Below are 21,217 nucleotides of genomic sequence, written 5' to 3'. Positions count from 1 at the left end.
GGAGCCCCGCAGCGATGACGATCACCACGCCCCATTCCCGCCCCATTCCCCGCACCCTTCTCCACCGGACCGCCGCCGCTCTGGCCGCCGCGGCCGTCGCCCTGACGGCGGCCGGCTGCTCGGACGGCGGCGGCACCAAGGACGGTGGATCGGTTTCCTCCTCGAAGAAGACGAAGGAGGACCAGGCGCTGGAGCACCGCAAGTGCCTGCGTGACCAGGGCCTGGACATTCCCGAGCCGAAGCCGGGCCAGGACGGCATGGGCATCACCATCGACGGCGGTTCCCTGAGCAAGAAGGAGATGGAGAAGGCGTTCAAGGCCTGCCAGGACAAGGCGGTCGGCGGCGGTCCCAAGGAGCTGACCCAGGCGGAGAAGGACAAGATGGTCGCCTTCGCCCGGTGCATGCGCAAGAACGGCTTCGACATGCCCGACCCGAAGTTCGACGGCGGGGCGATGCAGGCGGCGCCCGCGATGAAGCCGAAGGACATGAAGAAGTTCGAGAAGGCCAACAAGGCGTGCGAAAGCGTCGGCCGATGAGGCGGGGACGGGCCGCGGCGGCAGCGGTGGTGGTGCTCGCCGTGGCGGCGGGTTCGCTCGCGCTCACCCGGCTCGGCTCCGGCGAGGAGGGCGACGGAGGGGCGAGGAACACCGGGCTGCCCCCGGCCACGGCACCGGTCGAGCGCGGCGATCTGCGCGACAGCGCGCAGGCGGACGGCATGCTCGGCTACGACAGGGAGCGCAAGGTCAACGCGGGCGCGGCGGGAACCATGACCTGGACGCCGCGCACCGGCTCGACCGTGCGGCGGAACGAGCGGCTGTACGAGGTCGACGGCCGTCCGGTCCGCCTGATGTACGGCTCCGGGCCCATGTACCGGACGCTGAAGCCGGGCGACAAGGGCCGGGACGTGGAGCAGTTGGAGCGCAATCTCGCGGAGCTCGGCTACACGGGCTTCACTCCGGACGACGAGTACACCGAGCTGACGGCGGCGGCCGTCAAGCGCTGGCAGAAGTCCCACGACGCGAAGCGGACCGGGAAGGTGGGGCCGCAGGACATCGCGTTCGCGGCGGGGAAGGTCCGGATCAAGAGCGTCGAGGCAGGGGCCGGCGAGCAGGCCCAGCCGGGCGCCCCGGTCCTCGTCACGACCGGCTCCGAGCGCGTCGTGACCTTCCGGCTGGACGTGGCCGAGAGCCAGTTGGCCAAGGCGGGCACGAAGGTCACGGTGGATCTGCCGGACGGCACCACCGCGCCCGGGAAGGTCTCCGCGGTCGGCCGGACGGCGGAGCCGGGCGACGACCCGCAGGACGACAGCCCCAAGGTCACGCTGACCGTCTCGTTCGACAAGCCGGACGACGTCGGCGGGTTCGACCAGTCCCCGGTGACGGTCAGCCTGACCGGCGAGACCCGCAAGGACGTCCTGACGGTCCCGGTGAACGCGCTGCTGGCCCTGCCCGGCGGCGGCTTCGGTCTCCAGGTCGTCCGGGGCGGCACGGTCCGCGAGGTGAAGGTCGAGCTCGGCATGTTCGCCGAGGGCCGGGTGGAGGTCTCGGGCGGCGGGCTGCGTGAGGGTACGAAGGTCGGGGTGCCGAAGATATGAGCAGGCACGCGGATACGGGCAGGCACGCGGATACGGGCACGGCCCCCGACACGAGCGCGGCCCCCAGTACAAGCGCGGCTCCCGGCACAAGCGCGTACGCCGGTACGGGCACGGACGCGCACGCCGGTACAGGCACGGGCACGGCCCCCCGCACCCGCACGGTCGTCGCCCTCAACGGCGTCACCAAGGAGTACCCGGGCCCGGTCGCCGCGCTGCGCGGGGTCGACCTCACCGTCGAGGAGGGCGAACTCCTCGGCATCGTCGGCCCCTCCGGCTCCGGCAAGTCCACACTGCTGCACATCATCGGCACCCTGGACCGCCCCACCGCCGGGTCCGTCCACATCGCCGGCCACGACGTGGCGGCCCTCTCCGACCGCCGCCTCTCCGCGCTGCGGGCCCAGCACGTGGGCTTCGTCTTCCAGGCGTTCCACCTGGTCCCCGGCGTCAGCGCCCGCGACAACGTGGCCGAGGGCCTCCTCTACTCCGGCCTCTCCCGCTCCGTACGCCGCCGCAAGGCCGCCGAGGCGCTGGAGCGGGTGGGCCTCGCGGACCGCGTGGACCACAAGCCGCACCAGCTCTCGGGCGGCCAGAAGCAGCGGGTGGCCATCGCCCGGGCGGTGGTCGGCGAACCCGCGCTGCTGCTGGCCGACGAACCGACCGGGGCGCTGGACTCGGCGTCCGGGGAAGCGGTGATGCAGCTGCTGCGCGACCTCAACCGGGAGGGGGCCACGATCGCGGTCATCACGCACGACACGGAGATCGCGCGGAAGCTGCCTCGCGAGGTGCGCATCCGGGACGGCCAGGTGGTGGCGGACGTACGGAATCCTTCCTCCGTACCGTCCATGGTGACGGGGGCGGGCCGGTGAGCCCCACAGGCCGGGGCCGGCTGAAGGCAGCCCGACTGGGCCCCCGGGACGTACTGCACGTGGGCTCGGCGGGCCTGCGCAGCCGCCCGATGCGGGTGGTGCTCTCGGCCCTGGGCATCGCCATCGGTATCGCCACGATGATCTCGGTGGTCGGCATCTCCGCCTCCAGCCAGGCCCAACTGCTCCGCGAACTGGACAAGTTGGGCACGAACCTCCTCGTGGCCTCGCCGGGCGAATCGATGTTCGCCGGTGAGGACGTCAAACTGCCCGAGGAATCGGTCGGAATGGTGGGCCGGATCAAGGGCGTGCAGGAGGTCGGCGCGACAGCCGACCTGGACACGACCGTGCGCCGCAACGAGAAGATCGACGAGGGCGACACGGGCGGGATCTCCGTCAAGGCGACGACAGCCGATCTGCTCCGCGTCCTGCGGGGCGAGGTCAGCAGCGGCAGCTGGCTCAACGCGGCGACCGGCCGCTACCCCTCCGTCGTACTCGGCCATGTCTCCGCCGAACGCCTCGGCGTCACGAAGCCGGGCCAGCAGGTGTGGCTGGGCGACCGGTACTTCACGGTCGTCGGCATCCTGGCCCCGCTCCCGCTCGCCCCGGAGATCGAGCGCTCCGCCCTGATCGGCTGGGAGGGCGCGAAACGCCTGCTGTCCTTCGACGGCCACCCGACGTCGGTGTACGAGCGCTCGACGGACGCGGCGGTCAACGACGTGCGCAAGGCGATGGCGGCGACGGTCGACCCGCGGAACCCGCAGAACGTGAAGGTGACCGACCCGTCGTCGGCGCTCCGCGCGAAGGCGGCGACCGAGGGGGCGTTCAGCAGCCTGCTGCTGGGCCTGGGCGGCATCGCGCTGCTGGTCGGGGGCGTCGGAGTGGCCAACACCATGATCATTTCGGTCCTGGAGCGCCGGTACGAGATCGGCCTGCGCCGCTCCCTGGGCGCGACCCGGGGCCAGATCCGCATCCAGTTCGTCACGGAGTCGCTGATGCTGTCCGGCCTGGGCGGCCTGGCGGGCGTGGCCCTGGGCGCGGCGGCGACGGGGGTCTACGCGTCGTCCGGCGGACTGCCCTGGGTGGTCCCGCTGTGGGCGGTCGGCGGGGGCTTCGGCGCGACGCTGGTGATCGGCACGGTGGCGGGCCTCTACCCGGCGGTCCGGGCGTCCCGCCTGTCCCCGACACTGGCGCTGCACGCGGCATGAGGGGTTCCCCCTGCCCCCGCCCGCCAGGGGGTTCCTCCTCCCCCGGTGACCAACGGGTCGGGTTCACGCCCCCTTGGTCACCAACGCCAGGTCGACCGCCCCCGCGACCCGGGCCGCCACCGTCTCCGCGTACGCCGTGTCCTGGCGTTCGAACGCGGCCCGGTTCGCCGCGCGCAGGAACGTCAGGACGCCGAGCGTCCGGCCCCGGCTCCGGAGCACCGCGCAGAGGGCGTGCGCCGCGTCCCGGGGCCAGCGGCGCTCGGCGGCCCAGGCCGGGCCGGAGCCCCCGGCGGCAGCGCTCGTACGGACGGTGCCGGTGCGTTCGACGGACTGGAGGGCGGGGTGGCCGGGGGCGTAACGGGCCGGGATGGAGCCCCCCGCGACCAGCAGACACGGGCCGGGCGCGTCCGAGGGCGTGGCGGCCGTGCGCACCAGGCGCTCGCCCGCCATGAGGTCGACCAGGACGTGGTCGGCGAACCCGGCCAGCGCGAAGTCGAGCAGGGAGGTCGCCGCCTCCATCGGGTCCTCGCACTCGGATGCCGTACGGGCGGCCCGGTGGAGCTGGCTCGTCCGGAACCGCAGCCGGTCGGCCTCCTGTTCCGCGAGCTTGGCGGCGGTGACGTCCCGGAAGAGCCACCCCACCCCCAGCGGGACCGGCTCCTCCGTCAGCGGCGAGGCCAGCCGCAGGAACCCGCTGCGCCAGCACCGGCGGCGCTCGCCCTCCGCCGTCCGCAGCGTCACCCACAACTCGGCCGGGGCGCTCGGCGCACCCTCGGCGAGCACATGGTGCAGGGCCGCCTCCAGCTCCTCGACGCCCTGGACCACCAGCTCGCCGAGCGGACGTCCGAGCAGGGTGGTGCGGCCTCCGCCGAGCGCGCGGGAGGCATACGCGTTGACCACCGTCGGGCGCAGGTCGACATCGACGAGCACCACACCCCAGGACACGTCCTCCAGCAGCGCCTCGCTCAGCGCGATGGCCCGCTCCAGGTCGATCTGGGCGTGCACCTCGCTGAACGCGCAGTACACCCCTGCCGGTTGCCCGTCGGCGCCGCGCACCCCGGCGGACTGGGTCCGCACCAGCACCCGCCCGCCGTCCTTGCGCAGCAGCGCGAACTCGTGCACCTGCCGCCCGGGCGCCCCCATGGCCGACATCAGCCGCGTCTGCACCTCGTCCGCGTCGGCCCGGCGCGCCGCCCAGCCCGCGAAGCCCTTACGCCCCACGGCCTCCTGCGCCGACCAGCCGAGGATGCGTTCGGCCTCGCGGTTCCAGTGGGTGACCCTGCCGCCCGCGTCGAACGCGCAGAGCGCGGCGTCCATGCCGTCGAGCAGGGCGGCCAGCAGCTCGGACCCGTCGGGCCCGGAGCCCGGGAACCCCTCACCGGAGACCGGAACATCCGGACGCACCGGGCCGCCCGGGGGCCCGCTGCCGGAATCCTCGTCCGGACCGAGCTCGTCCGTGGTCCCACTGCTCCTGGAAGCACCCACTCCGTACCCCCCGCAGAACGTGTCGGCTGTTCTCCCACGCGTCGCCGCGCGTATTGCTGCACGTCAGCCCATTCAACTCGAACGTGACCCAGCACACACCAACTTCACCGAAATCATTTCCCGGGATCGACGTTTTCCGATGGATTCACGCCACGCGGGGACATGTACGGGACACAACGGGGACGCCGGGGCCGGAGTTCACCGGCGACACCACGATGCGTGGCGGGGACGACACACGAAGTCCACCGGGCACACCCACCCTTGGGGCGCCCTGAGTCGCCCAGGCCCCGACTGTTGTGCAGCGCCGCCCCCGCTCCTCCGACCTCGACCCACCTCGACCGCAAGGAGCCCGTCCGTGACGCCCTTCCGCCCCGCACGTTTCCGCCCCGCGCGTCCGACATCGGCGACCGCTCTCGCCGTCTGCGTCGCCGCGTTCGCGACGCTCGCCGCCGCGGCACCCGTACCCGCCGCCACCCCGCAGCACGGCCCCCGGCCCCTTCCCGGGATCACCCCGCGCGCCGAGACCGCCACGCTGTACGACGACGAGAAGGGCGGCAACGCCAACGCGGACGACCCCGCGATCTGGCGCAACCCCGCCGCCCCGGACCGCAGCCTGGTGATCGCCACCGCCAAGGAGGGCGGGCTGCGGGTCTACGGTCTGGACGCCCGCCTGGTGCAGTCGCTGCCCGCACCCGCCGCGCCCGGCCCCGACGACGCCCCGGGCCGCTTCAACAACGTCGACCTGGTGCACGGGGTACGGCTGTCCTGGGGCCGGACGGCGGACCTCGCGGTCACCACCGACCGGGGCCACGACCGGCTGCGGGTCCACCGCATCGACCCGTCCCGGCCCGGCGCCCCGCTGACCGACGTCACCGACCCGGCCGCGCCCCGGGTGTTCTCCGCGGACCAGGACGAGGTCAACGAGCAGTCGACGGCTTACGGCCTGGCCACCTGGACGGACCGCCGCAGCGGCCGTTCGTACGCCCTGGCCAGCAGGAGCGACCGGACGTCGATCGCCCTGCTGGAGCTGCTGCCGACCCGCTCGGGCACCGTGACGTACCGGAAGGTCCGCAGCCTCGATCTGCCCTCCGCGTTCCGGCTGCCGGACGGCACGCGCTGGTCGCCCTGCGGGGAGCCGGGCGAGCTGCCCCAGGTGGAGGGGATGGTGGTCGACCCGGCCGACGGCACGCTCTACGCGGGCCAGGAGGACGTGGGTATCTGGCGGATGCCCGCCGACCTGCGGGGGAAGCCGGTGCTGGTCGACAAGGTCCGCGAGTACGGCGTGCCGGGGACGTACGACGAGGAGAGCGAGGAGTGCGCACCCGGGAGGGACCCTGGCTTCGGCGGCACGCGTATCTCGGCCGACGTGGAGGGACTGACCCTGTTCACCGAGCGGAACGGCGACCGGTACCTGCTGGCCTCCAGCCAGGGCGACGACTCGTTCGCCGTGTACGGCCTCCGGACCGGCCGCGGCAAGGGTGCGGGGTACGCGGGCGGCTTCCGCGTGACCGCCGCCTCGGCGACGCTGGACGGGTCCGAGGAGTGCGACGGCGCAGCGGCGGTGAACCAGCCGCTCGGCCGCCGGTACCCGGGCGGTCTGCTCGTCGTCCAGGACGGCCGGGCCACCCCGGCGCAGGACGGACGGGAGGCCACCGGCTTCAAGTTCGTCGATCTGCGGAAGGTCCGGGGCGCGCTGGGCCTGCCCCGCGCCGCCGAATAAATCGGTTGAACCCCGATCCGGGCCGCTCCTACTCTGACGGCACACAGGAAAGGAGGTGTTCCGGAAGTGATTTCTCTTCGGACTCGTGAGGTGGCTGCGGGCTGACGCCCGTCGTCGCGCTCTTTCTGCAGTGCAGGCCGGACGTCGGCCAATCCCAAGCAGTCACCGACCCGCAGGCTCGCCGGTAAGTCCGGCCGGCTCCTCTGTGCACGGAGGAACCAGAGCCTGCGGGTTTCTGCGTTCAAGCGGGTCGAGCCGGTTGCGCGGGTGATGGTGGGTGGATTACGGGCAGAGCCGCTCGACCCGCCAGGCGGCACCGGAGGCCGCCCCGCCCTCCCGTACGTACCGCAGCCGGTCGTGCAGCCGGTTCTCGTGCCCCTGCCAGAACTCGATCGTCTCCGGGACGACCCGGAAGCCGCCCCAGTGCGGCGGGGCCGGGACCTTCTCGCCCTCGGGGTAGCGGGCGGCCAGCTCCTCGTACCGGGTGAGCAGCTCCTCGCGGGAGCCGGCCACGGTGGACTGGGCACTGGCCCACGCGCCGAGCTGGGAACCGTGCGGGCGGGTGCGGAAGTAGCCGACGGTCTCCTCGCGGGAGACCCGGTCGGCGGTGCCGGTGACGATGACCTGGCGGGCCATCGGGTGCCAGGGGAAGAGCAGCGAGACGTACGGGTTGGCGGCCAGCTCTCGGCCCTTGCGGGAGTCGTAGTTCGTGAAGAAGACGAAGCCCCGGGAGTCGTACTGCTTCAGCAGCACGGTGCGCGAGGACGGCCGTCCGTCCGGGGTGGCGGTGGAGACGATCATCGCGTTGGGCTCGTACAGCACCCCGCCGGCGGCGACCTGGCGGAACCAGCGGGCGAACTGGTCCATCGGGTCGGGGCTGAGGTCGCGCTCGGTGAAGTCCTCGGAGCGGTACTGCTCGCGCATGACGGCCGGATCGATGACGAGGTCGTTGCGGGACCCCTCATCGGAGCCGGCCGGGCGAGTCGCCGCGTCATCCGGTGCGGGCACAGCGTGATCCGGATGCGGCACGGAGTGATCTGATGTGGGCACGGCCCCATCCTGCCGCAGCGGCCGAGTCTGCCCCGCTCCGAGGGGACGTAACCACACGGCGGCGAAATGGAGCCCTGTGCCGGATGTCACGCTTCCCCGCATCGGAGGAACCCGCCAATATCTTGGGGCAGGCCTCTGTGGCCTTCGCACAGCACAGCCCGACGCAGCGCTGCGCAGCCTGCCGCTCATCGCCTGTCGCCCACCGCCCGCCGAACTGAGGGAGCCGCCTGATGTCCGACTTCGTACCCGGTCTTGAGGGAGTCGTCGCGTTCGAAACGGAGATCGCCGAACCGGACAAGGAAGGCGGTTCGCTCCGCTATCGCGGGGTCGACATCGAGGACCTCGTCGGCCATGTCTCCTTCGGGAACGTGTGGGGCCTGCTGGTGGACGGGGCGTTCAACCCCGGCCTGCCGCCCGCCGAGCCGTTCCCGATCCCGGTGCACTCGGGTGACATCCGGGTCGATGTCCAGTCCGCGCTGGCGATGCTGGCGCCCGTCTGGGGTCTGAGGCCGCTGCTGGACATCGACGAGACGACGGCCCGCGACGATCTGGCGCGAGCGGCGGTGATGGCCCTGTCGTACGTCGCCCAGTCGGCACGCGGCCAGGGGCTGCCTATGGTGCCGCAGAGCGAGATCGACAAGGCGGAGTCCGTGGTGGAGCGCTTCATGATCCGCTGGCGCGGTGAGCCGGACCCCAAGCACGTCAAGGCGGTCGACGCGTACTGGACCTCGGCGGCCGAGCACGGAATGAACGCCTCCACGTTCACGGCCCGGGTCATCGCGTCGACGGGCGCGGACGTCGCGGCCGCGCTGTCCGGCGCGGTGGGCGCGATGTCGGGCCCGCTGCACGGCGGCGCCCCGTCCCGCGTCCTCGGCATGATCGAGGAGATCGAGCGCACGGGCGACGCGACCGCGTACGTGAAGCAGGCCCTGGACCGGGGCGAGCGCCTGATGGGCTTCGGCCACCGCGTCTACCGCGCCGAGGACCCGCGCGCCCGCGTGCTGCGCCGCACGGCCCGCGAACTGGCGGCGCCGCGCTTCGAGGTGGCGGAGGCGCTGGAGAAGGCGGCGCTGGAGGAGCTGCACGCGCGGCGCCCGGACCGCGTCCTGGCGACGAACGTCGAGTTCTGGGCGGCGATCGTGCTGGACTTCGCGGAGGTCCCGGCGCACATGTTCACGTCGATGTTCACGTGTGCCCGTACGGCGGGCTGGTCGGCGCACATCCTGGAGCAGAAGCGCACGGGCCGCCTGGTCCGCCCGTCGGCGACGTACGTCGGCCCGGGGACGCGGGACCCGCGCGAGATCGAGGGATACGCCGACATCGCGCGCTGACGGGGTGGGGCGGGGCCGTCGAACGAGCCGGTACAGGTGTCGTGGCGGGGCGCCCGGCGGGGTGGTTGCCCCGGCCGGACCCCGCGCGGCGACAACGGCCGTGGCCGTCACCCCACCTGGGCGCCCGCCGTGGGAAGGGTGACTTCGAAGCAGCAGCCGCCCGCCACGTTGCGTACGGCGGCCCGCCCCTGGTGGGCCTCGACGATGCCCGCCACGATGGCCAGGCCGAGCCCCGCTCCGGCCGGCGGCGTACGGGCGTGGTTACTGCGCCAGCCGGTGTCGAAGACGCGCGGCAGGTCCTCCTCGGGAATGCCGCCGCAGCCGTCGGTGACCGACAGGACGACACCGTCCTCGGTGCGCTGAGCGGCCACCGCGACGGTGCCGTCGGCTGGGGTGCGACGGATCGCGTTCACGAGGAGGTTGCCCAGAACACGGCTCATCTCCTTGCTGTCGACCTCCACCGGCACCCGGTCGACGGCCTCGCCCACCAGTCGTACGCCGTGCTCCTCGGCGAGCGGGTCGACCCCGGCCATGGCATCGGCGACCAGGTCGTAGACCGAGATCCGGGCGAGACTCAGGGCGAGCGCGCCCGCGTGAATGCGGGACAGCTCGAAGAGGTCGCCGACCAGTGTGTCGAGGCGTTCGACCTCGGTGCGGATCTGGCGCAGATAGCGATCGGGGTCGGCCGCCACACCGTCCTCAAGGGCCTCGGACATGGCGCGCAGACCGGCGAGCGGGGTACGCAGGTCGTGCGAGATCCAGGCCACCAGCTCGCGCCGTGAGGCCTCCAGGGCGCGTTCACGGTCCCTCGACTCCGCCAGCTTGGCACTGCTGGACGCCAGCTCCGCGCTCAGCGCCGTCAGCTCCGCGGTCGCCGCGTGCACGGGCGCGGAGAAGCTTCCGCCGTCACCGAACGAGCGGGCCGCCTCGGTCAGGGCCACACTGCGGGCGACCACCCAGCGGCCGAGCAGCAGCGCGGTGGCCAGCGAGACCACGGCGGCCATCGCCACGACGATCACGATGACGTTCAGGTCGTGCGGCGACAGGAACATCTCCCAGGCCACGGCCAGCGTTCCCAGCAGCATCGCGAGGACCGCGACGGCCGCGACGACGGCGAGAACGACCACGAGGGATCGGCGCCTCAGCAGCCGCAGGGCCAAGGCACCGAGGAGGCCGGCCACCGCGGCCCCCAGGAAGGCCAGGAGGGCGATGATGAGGATGTCCAGCATGAGGGTCAGCCTTCGGTCGTCGTGAAGCGTCCGGGTCGGCCGGGCCGCACGGGGCGGTCTGGGCGTCCAGGTTCATCGGGCGGCACGGGGCTGCCCGAGCGTTCAGGTCCATCGGGCGGCACGGGACGGCCCGAGCGTTCAGGTCGGCCGGGCCGCGCGGAGGGGCCATCGGCCGCCTCGTCCGCCACGTCGAGGCGGTAGCCCATGCCCCACACCGTCTGGATCAGCCGCGGCCTGGCCGGGTCGTCCTCGACCTTCCCGCGCAGCCTGCGGATGTGGACCGTGACGGTCGACAGGTCGCCGAACTCCCAGCCCCACACCTCACGCATCAGCTCCTCGCGGCCGAGCACCCGCCCGGGGTTGCGCAGCAGGTAGACCAGCAGGTCGAACTCCCGGATGGTCAGAGTCAGCTCGGCCTCCCCCTTCGACACGTGGCGTGCCACCGGGTCCACCCGGAGGCCGTCCGCCAGCAGCGGTGCCCCGGGATCGGAGGCCGGACCGGTGCGGCTGCGGCGCAGTACCGACTCGACGCGCAGAACGAGCTCGCGGGGACTGAACGGCTTCGTGACGTAGTCGTCGGCACCCACTTCCAGGCCGAGGATGCGGTCTTCCTCGTCGCCGCGTGCCGTGAGCATGATGACCGGCACCGGGCCCTCGGCACGCAGTCGGCGGCAGACCTCCAGACCGTCCATACCGGGCAGCATCAGATCCAGGACCACCAGGTCGGGCCGGTGCAGCGCGGCGCACTCCAGGGCCGCCGGCCCGTCATCGGCGCGGATGACCTCGTACCCGGCGCGGCTCAGGTACCCCGCGACGACCTCGGCCACGGTCAGGTCGTCGTCCACGACGAGCACACGCAGCCCGGCGTCCAGCGGTGATGTCTGCATACCTTCAGCCTCGCACCGGCCCGGGCCGACCGGGTGGGCAGGCCCCAGCCCGGCCGCGGACGTCCCGGTTTCGTAAGAACTTGAAGCCCTTTATGTCCATTCATCTTTCGTAGGGTGAATCCCACGCCTCCCGCCCTCTCCGGAGCAGTGACTCGTCCGCGGCGGCACCCGCCCGGCAGGTCGAAGAAGAACAGGAACCGTGACCATGCCCGACCCGACGCCCCGAGACACCCCGAAGCGACGGCCCTGGAGTCGGCCGGTGATCGTCGGCGCGCTGATCGCCTTCGCACTGGTTGCGACCGCGGGGCTGTACTGGTTCCAGCCCTGGAAGCTGTGGCAGGACGAGACCGTACGCGAGGAGCTGGTCGTGCCCACCGCCCCGCCGCAGACGGCTCCCCCTGCCCCAGGCGCCTCCGCGCCCACGGCCCCGCCGGGACCGACGACACTGGCGACCGGCGAACTGATCAGCCACGAGCACCGCACGACCGGCACGGTCAAGGTGGTGCTCCTGCCCGACGGCTCACGGACGCTGCGCCTGGAGGGCCTGGACACCAGCAACGGCCCCGACCTTCAGGTGTGGATCACCGACGCCCCGGTCAAGGAGGGCACGGCCGGCTGGCGCGTGTTCGACGATGGCGCGTACGAGAACCTCGGCAAACTCAAGGGCAACAAGGGCGACCAGAACTACGCCCTGCCGACCGACATCGACCTCGACCGGTTCACGAGCGTAAGCATCTGGTGCGCCCGCTTCAGCGTCTCCTTCGGGGCCGCCGAACTCAACCCCGCCTGAACCCGGGCTGAACCGGCCTGAACCCGGCCTGAACCCGGCCTGCGGGCGGTCGCCGGGCGGTGCTCAGGAACGGGGCAGGCCGATCCCCCGCGCGCCGTCCGGCGAGAGGGCCGTGCCCGGAACCGCAGGCCGCGAGCCGTCGCGAACGGAACGGACACCGCTTGATGCGGCATGGATTCTCTCGCGTGTCGATGCGGCATAGATTCCCCCGCATGGGACCGCAAGAAGCAACTACAGCCGCAGGCGTGCACGCTTCGACCGTGCACACTTCGACCTCGTCCTGGCAACAGCCCTGTCCCCCTCCGGCCTCGCCCGAACGGAGCCTCCTGGTCTCGTCGCTCGCGGACCGGGTCCTGACGGGCGGAACGGGCCGCCTGCTCGTAGGAATCGACGGCTTCACGGCAGCGGGAAAGACGAGCTTCGGCCACGAACTGGGCGCGGAGATAGCCAAGTCGGGCCGCCCCGTGCTGCGGGCCACGCTCGACGACTTCAAGAACCCGTGGAAGGACCGCCACCTGTACGACCGGGAGTCCGGCGAGGGCTACTACCGCAACGCGTACGACTACGCCACGGCCAAGCGCCTCCTCCTGGACCCCTGCCGCTCCCCCGAGGCGGCTTCCTGCGCCCTCTGCTCGATCGACCCGCTCACACAGAAGGGCCACGCGGCCGACAGGACCCCGCTCACCCCGGACTCGGTGCTGATCGTGGACGGCGTCTTCGCGTTCCTGCCCGAGATCGACGCGTACTGGGACTTCCGCATCTGGATGGACGTGGACGCCGAACTCTCCGTACGCCGGGGCGCGGAGCGCGACCAGGACTGGGCGGGCTCGGACGCGGAGGCGATCCACCGCGACCGGTATCTGGCGGCCGAGCGCATCTATCTCGACGAGGTGGACCCGCTGCCGGGGATGGACGCGCTCATCGACAACACGGATTTCGCGCGCCCGAGGCTGGTGCCGCCGCCCTCCGGCTCCTCGCGGTAGTCCTTGCCCTGAGGTTCGCCCGGGGCGAGGCAAGCTCGGTGATCGCCAGGCACGGGCCATGCCCCGATCGCCCGTCGAACGTGGAAGGCACAACTCAAGTCCTGGCGCATTTATCGCGGATCGCGGTGCAGCCCGAATCGAATGACGTCAATCGCCAAGGCCGCCCCCACCCTGGAGAGGCAGCGGTGAAAACGCTCGCTGATCCGCCCAACAGCCCGTGGGCGCGGAATGAACAGGAACCGAAGAGACAGGAACGGCGTGGGAATGGTCAGGTGGCGATTACACCCAATCCCCGCTATCGGCCCGTTGGTTGCCACAGACTCGGCCGTAGACCAACCGTCGTCCTGGAGGACCACCGTGAAGATCCGCCCACCGTTCGTCGTCCTGCTCGCCGTGTCCGCCGCCGCCCTCACCGCCTGTTCCGGGTCCGGGCAGGAGCTCGGGTACGGGGAGGAGGCCACCGGTGACGGCGTCGATGTGACGGTGGTTCGGGTCGAGGCGGGAAGCGCCGGGGATCTTACCTCGTTGAAGGACGCCGCGAAGTACGACGGGCGGACGCCGTACTACCTGCACTACCGCGTCACCAAGACCAAGGACGGCGACGTCAAGGGCCCCTCCTTCGACGTCGCCAACGACAAGAACCGGCTCACCCGTCTGAGCATCCTGCCCAGCTTCCCCACCCCCACCGTCGGCGACGACGGTGAGCTGAGCTACTCCCCGGCGCCGAAGTTCGAGAAGTGCACCGATGACCAGTCCTCCTCGGACTTCAACAAGGCCCCCCAGGGGGAGACGTACGAGGCATGCAGCATCTACCTCAGCGCCGAGGGTGACACTTCGGCACCGTCCGAGGTGACGTGGGTCGAGGGCGCCAAGAACGAGACGGTCGCCGTCTGGAAGTGATCGTTCCCGGGTCCCGAATCGCGGCCTGGAGTTCCGGTCCCCGGGTCCCGAGTCCCGACGCTCGGGTTCCTGGCTTCGAGAGGTCCTCTTCACTCTTCCGGGTGTACGTGAACGAGGTCCCGGCCCGAAGCTCGGGGCCCGGGGTTCGAGCGTCGGGATGCGAGACCCGGGATTCGAGCGCCTTCTTTAACAGGTGGGTAGGAGAAGGGGGTTGGGGAAACCCTCCCTACCTACCCGACCCGTCACGGCCTGCAAGTATGACTATTCGCGGTGGCTTGCGGCGCGCCGTCGCGACTGCTTACGGTTCGAGAACCAAACGACCCCGACGCGGTGTAGCAAGCACCAGGCCGGGGTCTCACCGCAAGATCGCTACCCTAGAAAGTCGATCCCGTGGCTACCACGCACCCTAGCTCTGCCCCGCTCACCCCTGCATCCTCACGCGCACACCCGATGGCGAAGCCCGGCTACGGCAAGCAATCAGCGCCGCAGCAACTCCCGCCCACCTCCGGCGACTTCGCCTTCCTCCCCCTCCGTGAGCGCTATGTCGCCGGGTTCAACGACCGCCTCCCCGAAGGTGCTCTGATGAGCGTGAAGTCCCTGGCCAAGCAGCTCCCGCTCTACGGGCAACAGGCCATCGGCACCGCGCTGAAGACGCTCTCCGTCGCCGGGCACCTCCGGCGCGCCCGGTGCGAGGTCGGCGTGGGGGACGAGACGCGCTGGGTCTTCCGGACCTACTGGTCGCGCACCGCCCGCGACAACGAGTGGTGGAACGCCTACCTGACCGCCGAGAACGCCCACCGGCCCGCCACCCCGGCACCGGCGGCGCCGACGCCCGGCACTCCCGACACCGCTGCCCCGCCGCCCCCGCCCTGGGTCCCGGCCGAGGAACCGCCATCCGCAGCGGCTGAGGGCCCCGAGGCCCCGCAGGCTGCCGAGGCCCCGCAGTCAGACGGGGCCCCTCAACCTGCGGCGGTCCTGGCCCCCACCCCCGTACCGCACCAACGCCTCGCGACCGGGAGCGAGACCGAAGGCGCGACCGGAAGCAAGAGCGCGACCGGCGGCGCGGGCGAAGCCCCAGCCCGGACCGGGGCGCCGCCCTCCCCCGCCTACCTCGCCCTCGCTCACCTCGGGCGCAAGGACGAGCGGTTGACGCTCTCCGCCGGCGATTGCGCCGGCCTGGAAGCGCTGGCGGCGAAGTGGCTGGCCCGGGGCGTGACCGTCGACTGCCTGACCATGGCCCTCACCGCAGGGCTGCCGCCCCACGTCGACCACCCCCTCGGCTTCCTCCGCTCCCGCCTCATCGACAAGATGCCGCCCCTGCTGCCCGCCGAAGGCGCCTCACTCGAAGGTGCCTCACCCCACGGCCCGGCCCCCGACTCCCCACGCCACCTCCTGGTGGAGTGCACCGACTGCGGCACTCCCGGCCGCCCCGAGGCCCTCCCCGACGGCCTCTGCCGCCACTGCCGTCCCGATCACCGCACCGAGCCCCCAGCGATCCCTGACGCCCCGGACGGCCCCGACGTCGGCGCGCACGTCGCCGGTCTCCGTGAGCTGCTCAGGGTCCGATGAGGCCGGAAGTCCGGCGGACCTGCCCGTGCCCCTCCGCCCCGCCCCGCCCCGCCCACACATTGCTAGCAGAATGCTTTCAATGAATCTAGAATGCTTTCATGGCTACCATCCACCTTCGCGAAGTCCCGGACGAGACAGTGACGACCTTGAAGGTCCGAGCCGCCCGGTCCGGGCAGTCCCTTCAGGCCTACCTCCTTCAGCTCCTGACGGGCGAGGCGGCCTTGCTGACCCCTGAGGAAGCCGCCGAGCAGGCACGCGGCATCGCCGCACGCGGGCAGGTCACCGCCGACGACGTGTCCGACGCCCTGGCCGAGATGCGCGAGGCTCGTTCGTGAATGTGCAGGTTCTCGACACCTCCGCACTCGTGGAGTTCCTCGTGGGGTCGGACGCCCTCGCCGAACGCGTCCGGACACGTACAGCAGGCAGTCGGCTCGCCGCGCCGCACGCGGTAGATCTGGAGTGCGCGTCGGTCCTGCGCGGCCTGGTCCGCGGCAACAAGCTGCCCGAGAGCGAGGCCGTCCGAGCGCTCGACCTGCTGGGGCGCATGCAGCTGCACCGATACGACCACGCTCCCCTGCTGCCCCGTATCTGGGAGCTCCGGCACAACATGTGGCCCTACGACGCCTCTTACGTCGCCCTGGCAGAGATGCTGAACGCCGAGCTCGTGACGGCGAACCGAAAGCTCGCGGCGGCCCCCGGCCTCCGCTGCACGGTGACCGATCTCCGCGACGGAGAATGACGGGATGAGCCAAGAGACAACCGACGTCGACGCCGCCATCGCCGCCGAGCTGCGACTGATGGACCCCGCCGTCCGCTCCTCCCCATCGCTCGCCCAGCAGCTCCTCGACCCTGAGTTCGTCGAAGTCGGGTCTTCGGGGCGGCGGTGGACGTACGCGGAGATGCTCGATGCCCTCCCCGATCTGGACGGCGGCGACGCGGGCGGACCGCGCCACGAGCCGTCCGGCATGACCGGGGTCGTCCTGGCACCCGGGATCGTGCACCTCACGTACGAGAGCCTCATCGACGGCAGGCGGGCCCGCCGCAGTTCGCTGTGGCGCAGGCAGCCCGACGGCACGGGGACGGCCTGGCGCATGTACTACCACCAGGCGACACCCGTCCCGGCCGGCGAGGACTCCCGCGACCGCCCCCGGGCCCAGTCCTCCTGACGCCACCACAGCAGACGGCCCCTACCGCGCGGCTCCGATCGAGTGGACTTGGCAGGGCGCGGCCGGGGTGCGGTGCGGAGGCCGGGGCCGGATGGTGTCGTTGCGTCCGCTCCGTCCCCCTCCCCCGTCCGGAAGAGGCACCCCCACATGCGACGCTCCCCCACTCGACGTCTGTTCGCCGCGATGCTGCTCGCGGCCGCCGTCCTGGCCCCGATGGCCGTGGCTCCCGCCCCGGCGGTCCACGCCGCGGGCCTCGATCGGCACGACCGGCAGCACGGGAACGATCAGCACGACCGGCACACCCCGCACGGCGAGGACGACTGTCCTCCCGGCGGTCTCGGCCCCGAGCTGACCGCCAGGCTGGACAGGGCCATCGAGGACGTCCGCGAGCAGGCCGGCATTCCCGGCGCCGTCGTCGGGCTGTGGATGCCGGGGAAGGGGAGTTACGTCCACGCCGACGGCGTCGCCAACACGGTCACCCGCGAGCCGATGTCGGCCGACACCCGTATCCGGATCGGCAGTGAGACCAAGACCTTCACGGTCACCGCGCTGCTCCAACTCGTCGACGACAAGCTCGTCAAGCTGGACGACCCGATCTCCGCCTACGTCCCCGGCGTGCGCAACGGCGACCGGATCACGCTCCGCCAGCTCGCCGGGATGCGCAGCGGACTGTTCCCGTACACCGCCGACCCGGACTTCGTGCACGACCTGCTGAGCGATCCGTACCGCTCGTTCACCCCGCGCGGTGTGCTCGCGTACGGCATGAAGCACAAGAACACCTTCAAGCCGGGCGCGCAGTTCCAGTACTCCAACTCCAACCTCGTCCTGCTCGGCCTGGTGATCGAGAAGGTCACCGGGCAGAGGCTCGACCGCGTCATCCACGAGCGGGTGCTCCGCCCGGCCCGCCTGCACAACACGCTCTTCCCGACCGGGGCCGAGTTCCCCGAGCCGCACGCGCACGGCTACACCGACCAGACGCTGAGCGGTGAGACCGAGGACGCCACGGACTGGAACCCCAGCTGGGCGTGGGCCGCCGGCGCGATGATCTCCGATCTGCACGACCTGCGCCGCTGGGCCAAGGTCGTCGCCACCGGGGAACTGCTCAGCCCCGAAACCCAGGCGCAGCGGCTCAAAACCCTGCCGACCGGGTTCCCGGGCCTCAGCTACGGCCTGGGCATCTTCGACGCCGACGGGTGGATCGGGCACAACGGTTCCCTGCCGGGGTACGAGACCGTGACCGTCTACCTGCCCGCGCAGAAGGCCACCATGGTCATCACGATCAATACGGACTCCCTCAGCGGGACCCAGGAGCCGTCCACCCTGCTCGCCCGCGCGGTCACCCGGATCGCCACGCCTGACAACGTCTACGACGGCAGCGCCTCCCAGGGCTGACCCCCTGTACGCCACTGTCCGCACACCGCCGTACGGGCTCGGCCGGGGCTCAGCCCAGCCCCTCCTCCACCAGCGCCCCCCACTGCGCCACCACCCGCGCCCGCCGGGCGGTGTCGTCGGTGAGGAGGTTGGCGAGGCCCAGGCCGCGGGCCATGTCCAGCAGCCCCTGGACCGTTTCGCGGGCGCCCGGGCGCGACTCGTCCGCGCCCAGGAGTTCGACGGCGATGCGGTGGGTCTCGCGGCCCACCCGCGCCTCCAGTTCCGTGACGCGCGGGCGCAGTTGGTCCTCGTTGGAGGCGGCGACCCACAGGTGGAGGGCGGCCCGGAACAAGGGGCCCGTGTAGAGGTCGACGAGGGCCGCCACCACGTCCGCGCGGCCCTGCACGGGGAGTGCGCGCAGGGCGGCCGAGCGTTCCTCCGCCACGTACTCCACCGCCCCCGTGAACAGGTCCTCGCGGGTCGGGAAGTGGTGCTGGGCCGCACCCCGCGAGACCCCGGCGCGCTCGGCGACGGCGGAGACGGTGGAGCCCGCCCAGCCGTGTTCGGCCAGGCAGGCCACCGCCGCCTCCAGGAGCCGCTGTCGCGTCGCCCGGCTGCGGTCCTGCTTGGGCGCGTGAGCGGCTTTGGGAGTGGAAGAAGCGGACGAAGAGGTCACCGCACCCATGCCGGGTCCCGTCGTTCAAGGAAGGCCGTCATCCCCTCCCTGGCCTCCTCGGAGGCGAACAACGCGGCGGAGCGGGCGATGAGGTCTTCGGCGTACTGGTCGAATCTCTTCAGAACCGTAGCCGTGACCAGCTCCTTCGATGCGGCCAGCCCCTGCGGTGACGCCCTGCGCAGCCCGTCCAGGACCGGGGCCAGCGCCCGGTCCACGTCCTCCGGGTCCCCGGCGGCCTGCGTGACCAGGCCGATCCTCGCCGCCTCCGCCGCGCCGAACCGCTCCCCGGTGAGGTAGTAGCGGTTCGCCGCCGTACGGTCCAGGCGCGGCAGGAGCGTCAGGGAGATCACCGCCGGGGCCAGGCCCAGGCGGGACTCGGTCAGGGCGAAGGACGACGCCCGGCCCGCCACCGCGATGTCGCACGCCGCCAGCAGGCCCAGGCCGCCCGCCCGGACGTGGCCCTCCACCCGGGACACCACCGGCTTCGGCAGCTCCACGATCGCCCGCATCAGGCCCACGAACGCCTCCGGGTCGGGCGGCGCCGTCAGGTCCGCCCCGGCACAGAACGTCGTCCCGGTGTGGGTCAGGACGATCGCCCGTACGGTGTCGTCGGCGGCGCAGGCTTCCAGCGCCTCCCGCGCTTCTCCCACCAGCGCCGCCGACAGCGCGTTCCGGTTCACCGGGGAGTCCAGGGTCAGCGTCGCCACGCCCCGGTTCCAGGACTTGGCAATCAAGGTCACTTCTCCTCCGTCTTCTCCCGGTCGCGCAGCTCGCGCCGGAGGATCTTGCCCGAGGCGGCACGCGGCACCGCCTCGATGAACTCGGCCTGCCTCACCTTCTTGTAGGGGGCGACGCGTTCGGCGACGTACGCCATGACGTCCTCCGCCGTCAGGTCGTCCGCCCCCGCGCTCCTGACCAGGAACGCCTTCGGGACCTCGTTGCCCTCGGCGTCGTACACCCCGATCACCGCCGCGTCCGCCACCTGCCCGTGGGTCAGCAGCAGGGCCTCCAGCTCGGCGGGGGCGACCTGGTAGCCCTTGTACTTGATCAGCTCCTTCACGCGGTCGACGACGTACAGCCAGCCGTCCTCGTCGATACGGCCGACGTCCCCGGTGTGCACCCAGCCGTCCCCGTCGATCATCGCGGCGGTGGCGTCCGGGCGGCCCAGGTAGCCCTTCATCACCTGGGGGCCGCGGATGAGGATCTCGCCGTCCGTGCCCGGCGCGGCGTCCTTCGCCGGGTCCTCCAGGGACACGATCCGCATCTGCGTACCCGGCAGCAGCTTGCCGACCGTGCCCGGCGGCGGCCGCTCGGCGGAGAGCGGCACCACGTGCGTACCGGGCGACAGCTCCGTCATCCCGTACGCCTGCCGCACCGGCGGCACTCCCAGCCGGGCCGAGCACGCGGCCGCCAGCTCGGCGTCCAGCGGGGCCGCGGCGCTGACGATGTACTGGAGCGAGGACAGGTCGTACTCACCTACCAGCGGGTGCTTCGCCAGCGCCAGCACGATCGGCGGAGCCACGTACAGGGCCGTGATCCGGTGGGTCTGGATGGTCTCCAGGAACTGCGTCAGGTCGAAGCGGGGCAGGACGACGACCGTCGAGCCGCAGCGCAGCGGGGCGTTCATGAGCGCCGTCAGGCCGTAGATGTGGAAGAACGGCAGGACCGCGAGGATGCGCTCTCCCTCGGTCATGGGCATGACCGGGCGCAGCTGCTCCAGGTTCGTGCCGATCGACCGGTGCGTGAGCATCACGCCCTTGGGCGTGCCGGTCGTGCCGGAGCTGTACGGGAGTGCCGCCACGTCCTGGCCGGGGTCGATGGTGATCTGCGGCTCGGGAGCGGTGGAGGACAGCATGTCCAGGATGGAGGTGTGGCCCTCCGCCCGGTCGCAGACGTAGATCTCGCTGACGCCACCCGCCAGTTCGGCCGCCCGCCGGGCCGTCTCCAGGAGCGGGGAGACCGTCACGATCCAGCGCGCCCCGCTGTCGCCGATCTGTTTGGCGAACTCCTCGGCCGTCGCGAGCGGGTGGACCGTCGTGACGGACGCCCCGGCGCGTGTGGCGCCGTAGAAGACCGCCGGGTACGCGATGGTGTTCGGGCTGTGGAGGGCGAGCACGTCGCCCTGGTTCAGCCCCGCGTCGGCGAGCGCGGCGGCGATGCGCCGGTGGAAGGCGTCGAGCTGCGCGTACGTGAGGGAGTTGCCGTTCGTACCGTCGATCAGGGCGACGGTGTCACCGAGCTGAGCGGCCCCGCCGAGGACCGCTTCGTGGATGGGCAGGTCGAGGGCCGGTACGTCTGCGTACTCACTGCGGAACACCATGGCGGACCCCTGTCGTCGCGGGCCCCGGCGCTCCGGGGGCTCCGGAGCGCCAGGGACGCCGTGCGGGTGTGGAGG

21 protein-coding genes and 1 pseudogene are annotated in these 21,217 nt (G+C 72.1%); 15 read left to right on the top strand and 7 right to left on the bottom strand.

The window, feature by feature from the left end; genetic code table 11:
• The first annotated feature begins 14 nt into the window (after positions 1 to 14).
• The 4 genes from RI138_RS19100 to RI138_RS19085 are packed head-to-tail and all read left to right on the top strand — an operon-like array spanning position 15 to position 3,665.
• Entirely contained in the window at positions 15 to 536 is a 522-nt protein-coding gene (locus RI138_RS19100; protein WP_311120920.1) for a hypothetical protein, read from the top strand.
• Entirely contained in the window at positions 533 to 1,594 is a 1,062-nt protein-coding gene (locus tag RI138_RS19095; protein WP_311120919.1) for an efflux RND transporter periplasmic adaptor subunit, read from the top strand. The genes RI138_RS19100 and RI138_RS19095 overlap by 4 nt, the downstream gene beginning before the upstream one ends.
• Positions 1,591 to 2,460 carry an ABC transporter ATP-binding protein gene (locus RI138_RS19090; RefSeq protein ID WP_311120918.1) on the top strand — a complete coding sequence of 290 codons (870 nt, stop codon included), beginning with the start codon at positions 1,591 to 1,593 and terminating at the stop codon, positions 2,458 to 2,460. The genes RI138_RS19095 and RI138_RS19090 overlap by 4 nt, the downstream gene beginning before the upstream one ends.
• Positions 2,457 to 3,665: an ABC transporter permease gene (locus RI138_RS19085; protein ID WP_311120917.1), complete on the top strand. Its 1,209-nt coding sequence runs from the start codon at positions 2,457 to 2,459 to the stop codon at positions 3,663 to 3,665. Before RI138_RS19090 ends, RI138_RS19085 begins: the two co-directional genes overlap by 4 nt.
• A gap of 63 nt (positions 3,666 to 3,728) precedes the next feature.
• Here the strand turns inward: RI138_RS19085 and RI138_RS19080 are convergent, their stop codons facing one another.
• Entirely contained in the window at positions 3,729 to 5,150 is a 1,422-nt protein-coding gene (locus tag RI138_RS19080) for a PAS domain-containing protein (RefSeq protein WP_311120916.1), read from the bottom strand.
• A 355-nt stretch (positions 5,151 to 5,505) separates the two neighbouring features.
• Here RI138_RS19080 and RI138_RS19075 point away from each other — a divergent pair, with 355 nt between their 5' ends.
• Positions 5,506 to 6,870 (top strand): phytase, encoded by a 1,365-nt coding sequence (locus tag RI138_RS19075; protein ID WP_311120915.1) that lies wholly within the window; start codon positions 5,506 to 5,508, stop codon positions 6,868 to 6,870.
• Positions 6,871 to 7,152: 282 nt separating this feature from the next.
• Here the strand turns inward: RI138_RS19075 and pdxH are convergent, their stop codons facing one another.
• Complete coding sequence (gene pdxH, locus RI138_RS19070; RefSeq protein WP_311122936.1) at positions 7,153 to 7,794, bottom strand: pyridoxamine 5'-phosphate oxidase; 642 nt, start codon at positions 7,792 to 7,794, stop codon at positions 7,153 to 7,155.
• Positions 7,795 to 8,150: 356 nt separating this feature from the next.
• Between pdxH and RI138_RS19065 the strand changes: the two genes are divergently transcribed.
• Positions 8,151 to 9,251: a citrate synthase 2 gene (locus RI138_RS19065; RefSeq protein ID WP_096627707.1), complete on the top strand. Its 1,101-nt coding sequence runs from the start codon at positions 8,151 to 8,153 to the stop codon at positions 9,249 to 9,251.
• 107 nt (positions 9,252 to 9,358) lie between these two features.
• Here RI138_RS19065 and RI138_RS19060 read toward each other — a convergent pair whose 3' ends face one another.
• The gene (locus tag RI138_RS19060; RefSeq protein WP_096627754.1) at positions 9,359 to 10,480 is read right to left on the bottom strand and encodes a sensor histidine kinase; all 1,122 of its coding nucleotides are present in this window, start codon (positions 10,478 to 10,480) and stop codon (positions 9,359 to 9,361) included.
• Between the two features lie 5 nt (positions 10,481 to 10,485).
• Complete coding sequence (locus RI138_RS19055) at positions 10,486 to 11,367, bottom strand: response regulator (RefSeq protein WP_311120914.1); 882 nt, start codon at positions 11,365 to 11,367, stop codon at positions 10,486 to 10,488.
• Between the two features lie 205 nt (positions 11,368 to 11,572).
• Between RI138_RS19055 and RI138_RS19050 the strand changes: the two genes are divergently transcribed.
• The 9 genes and pseudogenes from RI138_RS19050 (at position 11,573) to RI138_RS19010 (ending at position 18,167) form a co-directional block, all read left to right on the top strand.
• Positions 11,573 to 12,157, top strand: a complete 585-nt coding sequence (locus tag RI138_RS19050) for a DM13 domain-containing protein (RefSeq protein ID WP_311120913.1) — start codon at positions 11,573 to 11,575, stop codon at positions 12,155 to 12,157.
• A 260-nt stretch (positions 12,158 to 12,417) separates the two neighbouring features.
• Positions 12,418 to 13,140: a nucleoside/nucleotide kinase family protein gene (locus RI138_RS19045; protein ID WP_311120912.1), complete on the top strand. Its 723-nt coding sequence runs from the start codon at positions 12,418 to 12,420 to the stop codon at positions 13,138 to 13,140.
• A gap of 43 nt (positions 13,141 to 13,183) precedes the next feature.
• Positions 13,184 to 13,329: pseudogene (locus tag RI138_RS19040) on the top strand (IS5/IS1182 family transposase); the annotation flags it as partial.
• A 168-nt stretch (positions 13,330 to 13,497) separates the two neighbouring features.
• Complete coding sequence (locus RI138_RS19035) at positions 13,498 to 14,040, top strand: hypothetical protein (RefSeq protein ID WP_311120911.1); 543 nt, start codon at positions 13,498 to 13,500, stop codon at positions 14,038 to 14,040.
• 450 nt (positions 14,041 to 14,490) lie between these two features.
• Positions 14,491 to 15,609: a MarR family transcriptional regulator gene (locus RI138_RS19030; protein ID WP_311120910.1), complete on the top strand. Its 1,119-nt coding sequence runs from the start codon at positions 14,491 to 14,493 to the stop codon at positions 15,607 to 15,609.
• 98 nt (positions 15,610 to 15,707) lie between these two features.
• Positions 15,708 to 15,944, top strand: a complete 237-nt coding sequence (locus RI138_RS19025) for a FitA-like ribbon-helix-helix domain-containing protein (protein WP_311120909.1) — start codon at positions 15,708 to 15,710, stop codon at positions 15,942 to 15,944.
• Positions 15,941 to 16,348, top strand: coding sequence for a type II toxin-antitoxin system VapC family toxin (locus tag RI138_RS19020; protein ID WP_311120908.1), 408 nt, complete (start codon positions 15,941 to 15,943; stop codon positions 16,346 to 16,348). Before RI138_RS19025 ends, RI138_RS19020 begins: the two co-directional genes overlap by 4 nt.
• 4 nt (positions 16,349 to 16,352) lie before the next feature.
• On the top strand, positions 16,353 to 16,775 hold the full coding sequence (locus tag RI138_RS19015) for a nuclear transport factor 2 family protein (RefSeq protein WP_311120907.1): 423 nt from the start codon (positions 16,353 to 16,355) through the stop codon (positions 16,773 to 16,775).
• 147 nt (positions 16,776 to 16,922) lie between these two features.
• Positions 16,923 to 18,167, top strand: coding sequence for a serine hydrolase domain-containing protein (locus RI138_RS19010; protein WP_311120906.1), 1,245 nt, complete (start codon positions 16,923 to 16,925; stop codon positions 18,165 to 18,167).
• Between the two features lie 49 nt (positions 18,168 to 18,216).
• Here RI138_RS19010 and RI138_RS19005 read toward each other — a convergent pair whose 3' ends face one another.
• The 3 genes from RI138_RS19005 to RI138_RS18995 are packed head-to-tail and all read right to left on the bottom strand — an operon-like array spanning position 18,217 to position 21,142.
• Positions 18,217 to 18,831 (bottom strand): TetR/AcrR family transcriptional regulator, encoded by a 615-nt coding sequence (locus RI138_RS19005; RefSeq protein ID WP_096627721.1) that lies wholly within the window; start codon positions 18,829 to 18,831, stop codon positions 18,217 to 18,219.
• Entirely contained in the window at positions 18,819 to 19,562 is a 744-nt protein-coding gene (locus tag RI138_RS19000; protein WP_311120905.1) for an enoyl-CoA hydratase family protein, read from the bottom strand. The genes RI138_RS19005 and RI138_RS19000 overlap by 13 nt, the downstream gene beginning before the upstream one ends.
• On the bottom strand, positions 19,559 to 21,142 hold the full coding sequence (locus RI138_RS18995; RefSeq protein WP_311120904.1) for a 4-coumarate--CoA ligase family protein: 1,584 nt from the start codon (positions 21,140 to 21,142) through the stop codon (positions 19,559 to 19,561). Before RI138_RS18995 ends, RI138_RS19000 begins: the two co-directional genes overlap by 4 nt.
• Between the last annotated feature and the right edge of the window lie 75 nt (positions 21,143 to 21,217).

The organism is Streptomyces durocortorensis, assembly GCF_031760065.1.
Lineage (GTDB): Bacteria > Actinomycetota > Actinomycetes > Streptomycetales > Streptomycetaceae > Streptomyces.
This window is presented reverse-complemented; position numbering and strand designations above follow the sequence as displayed.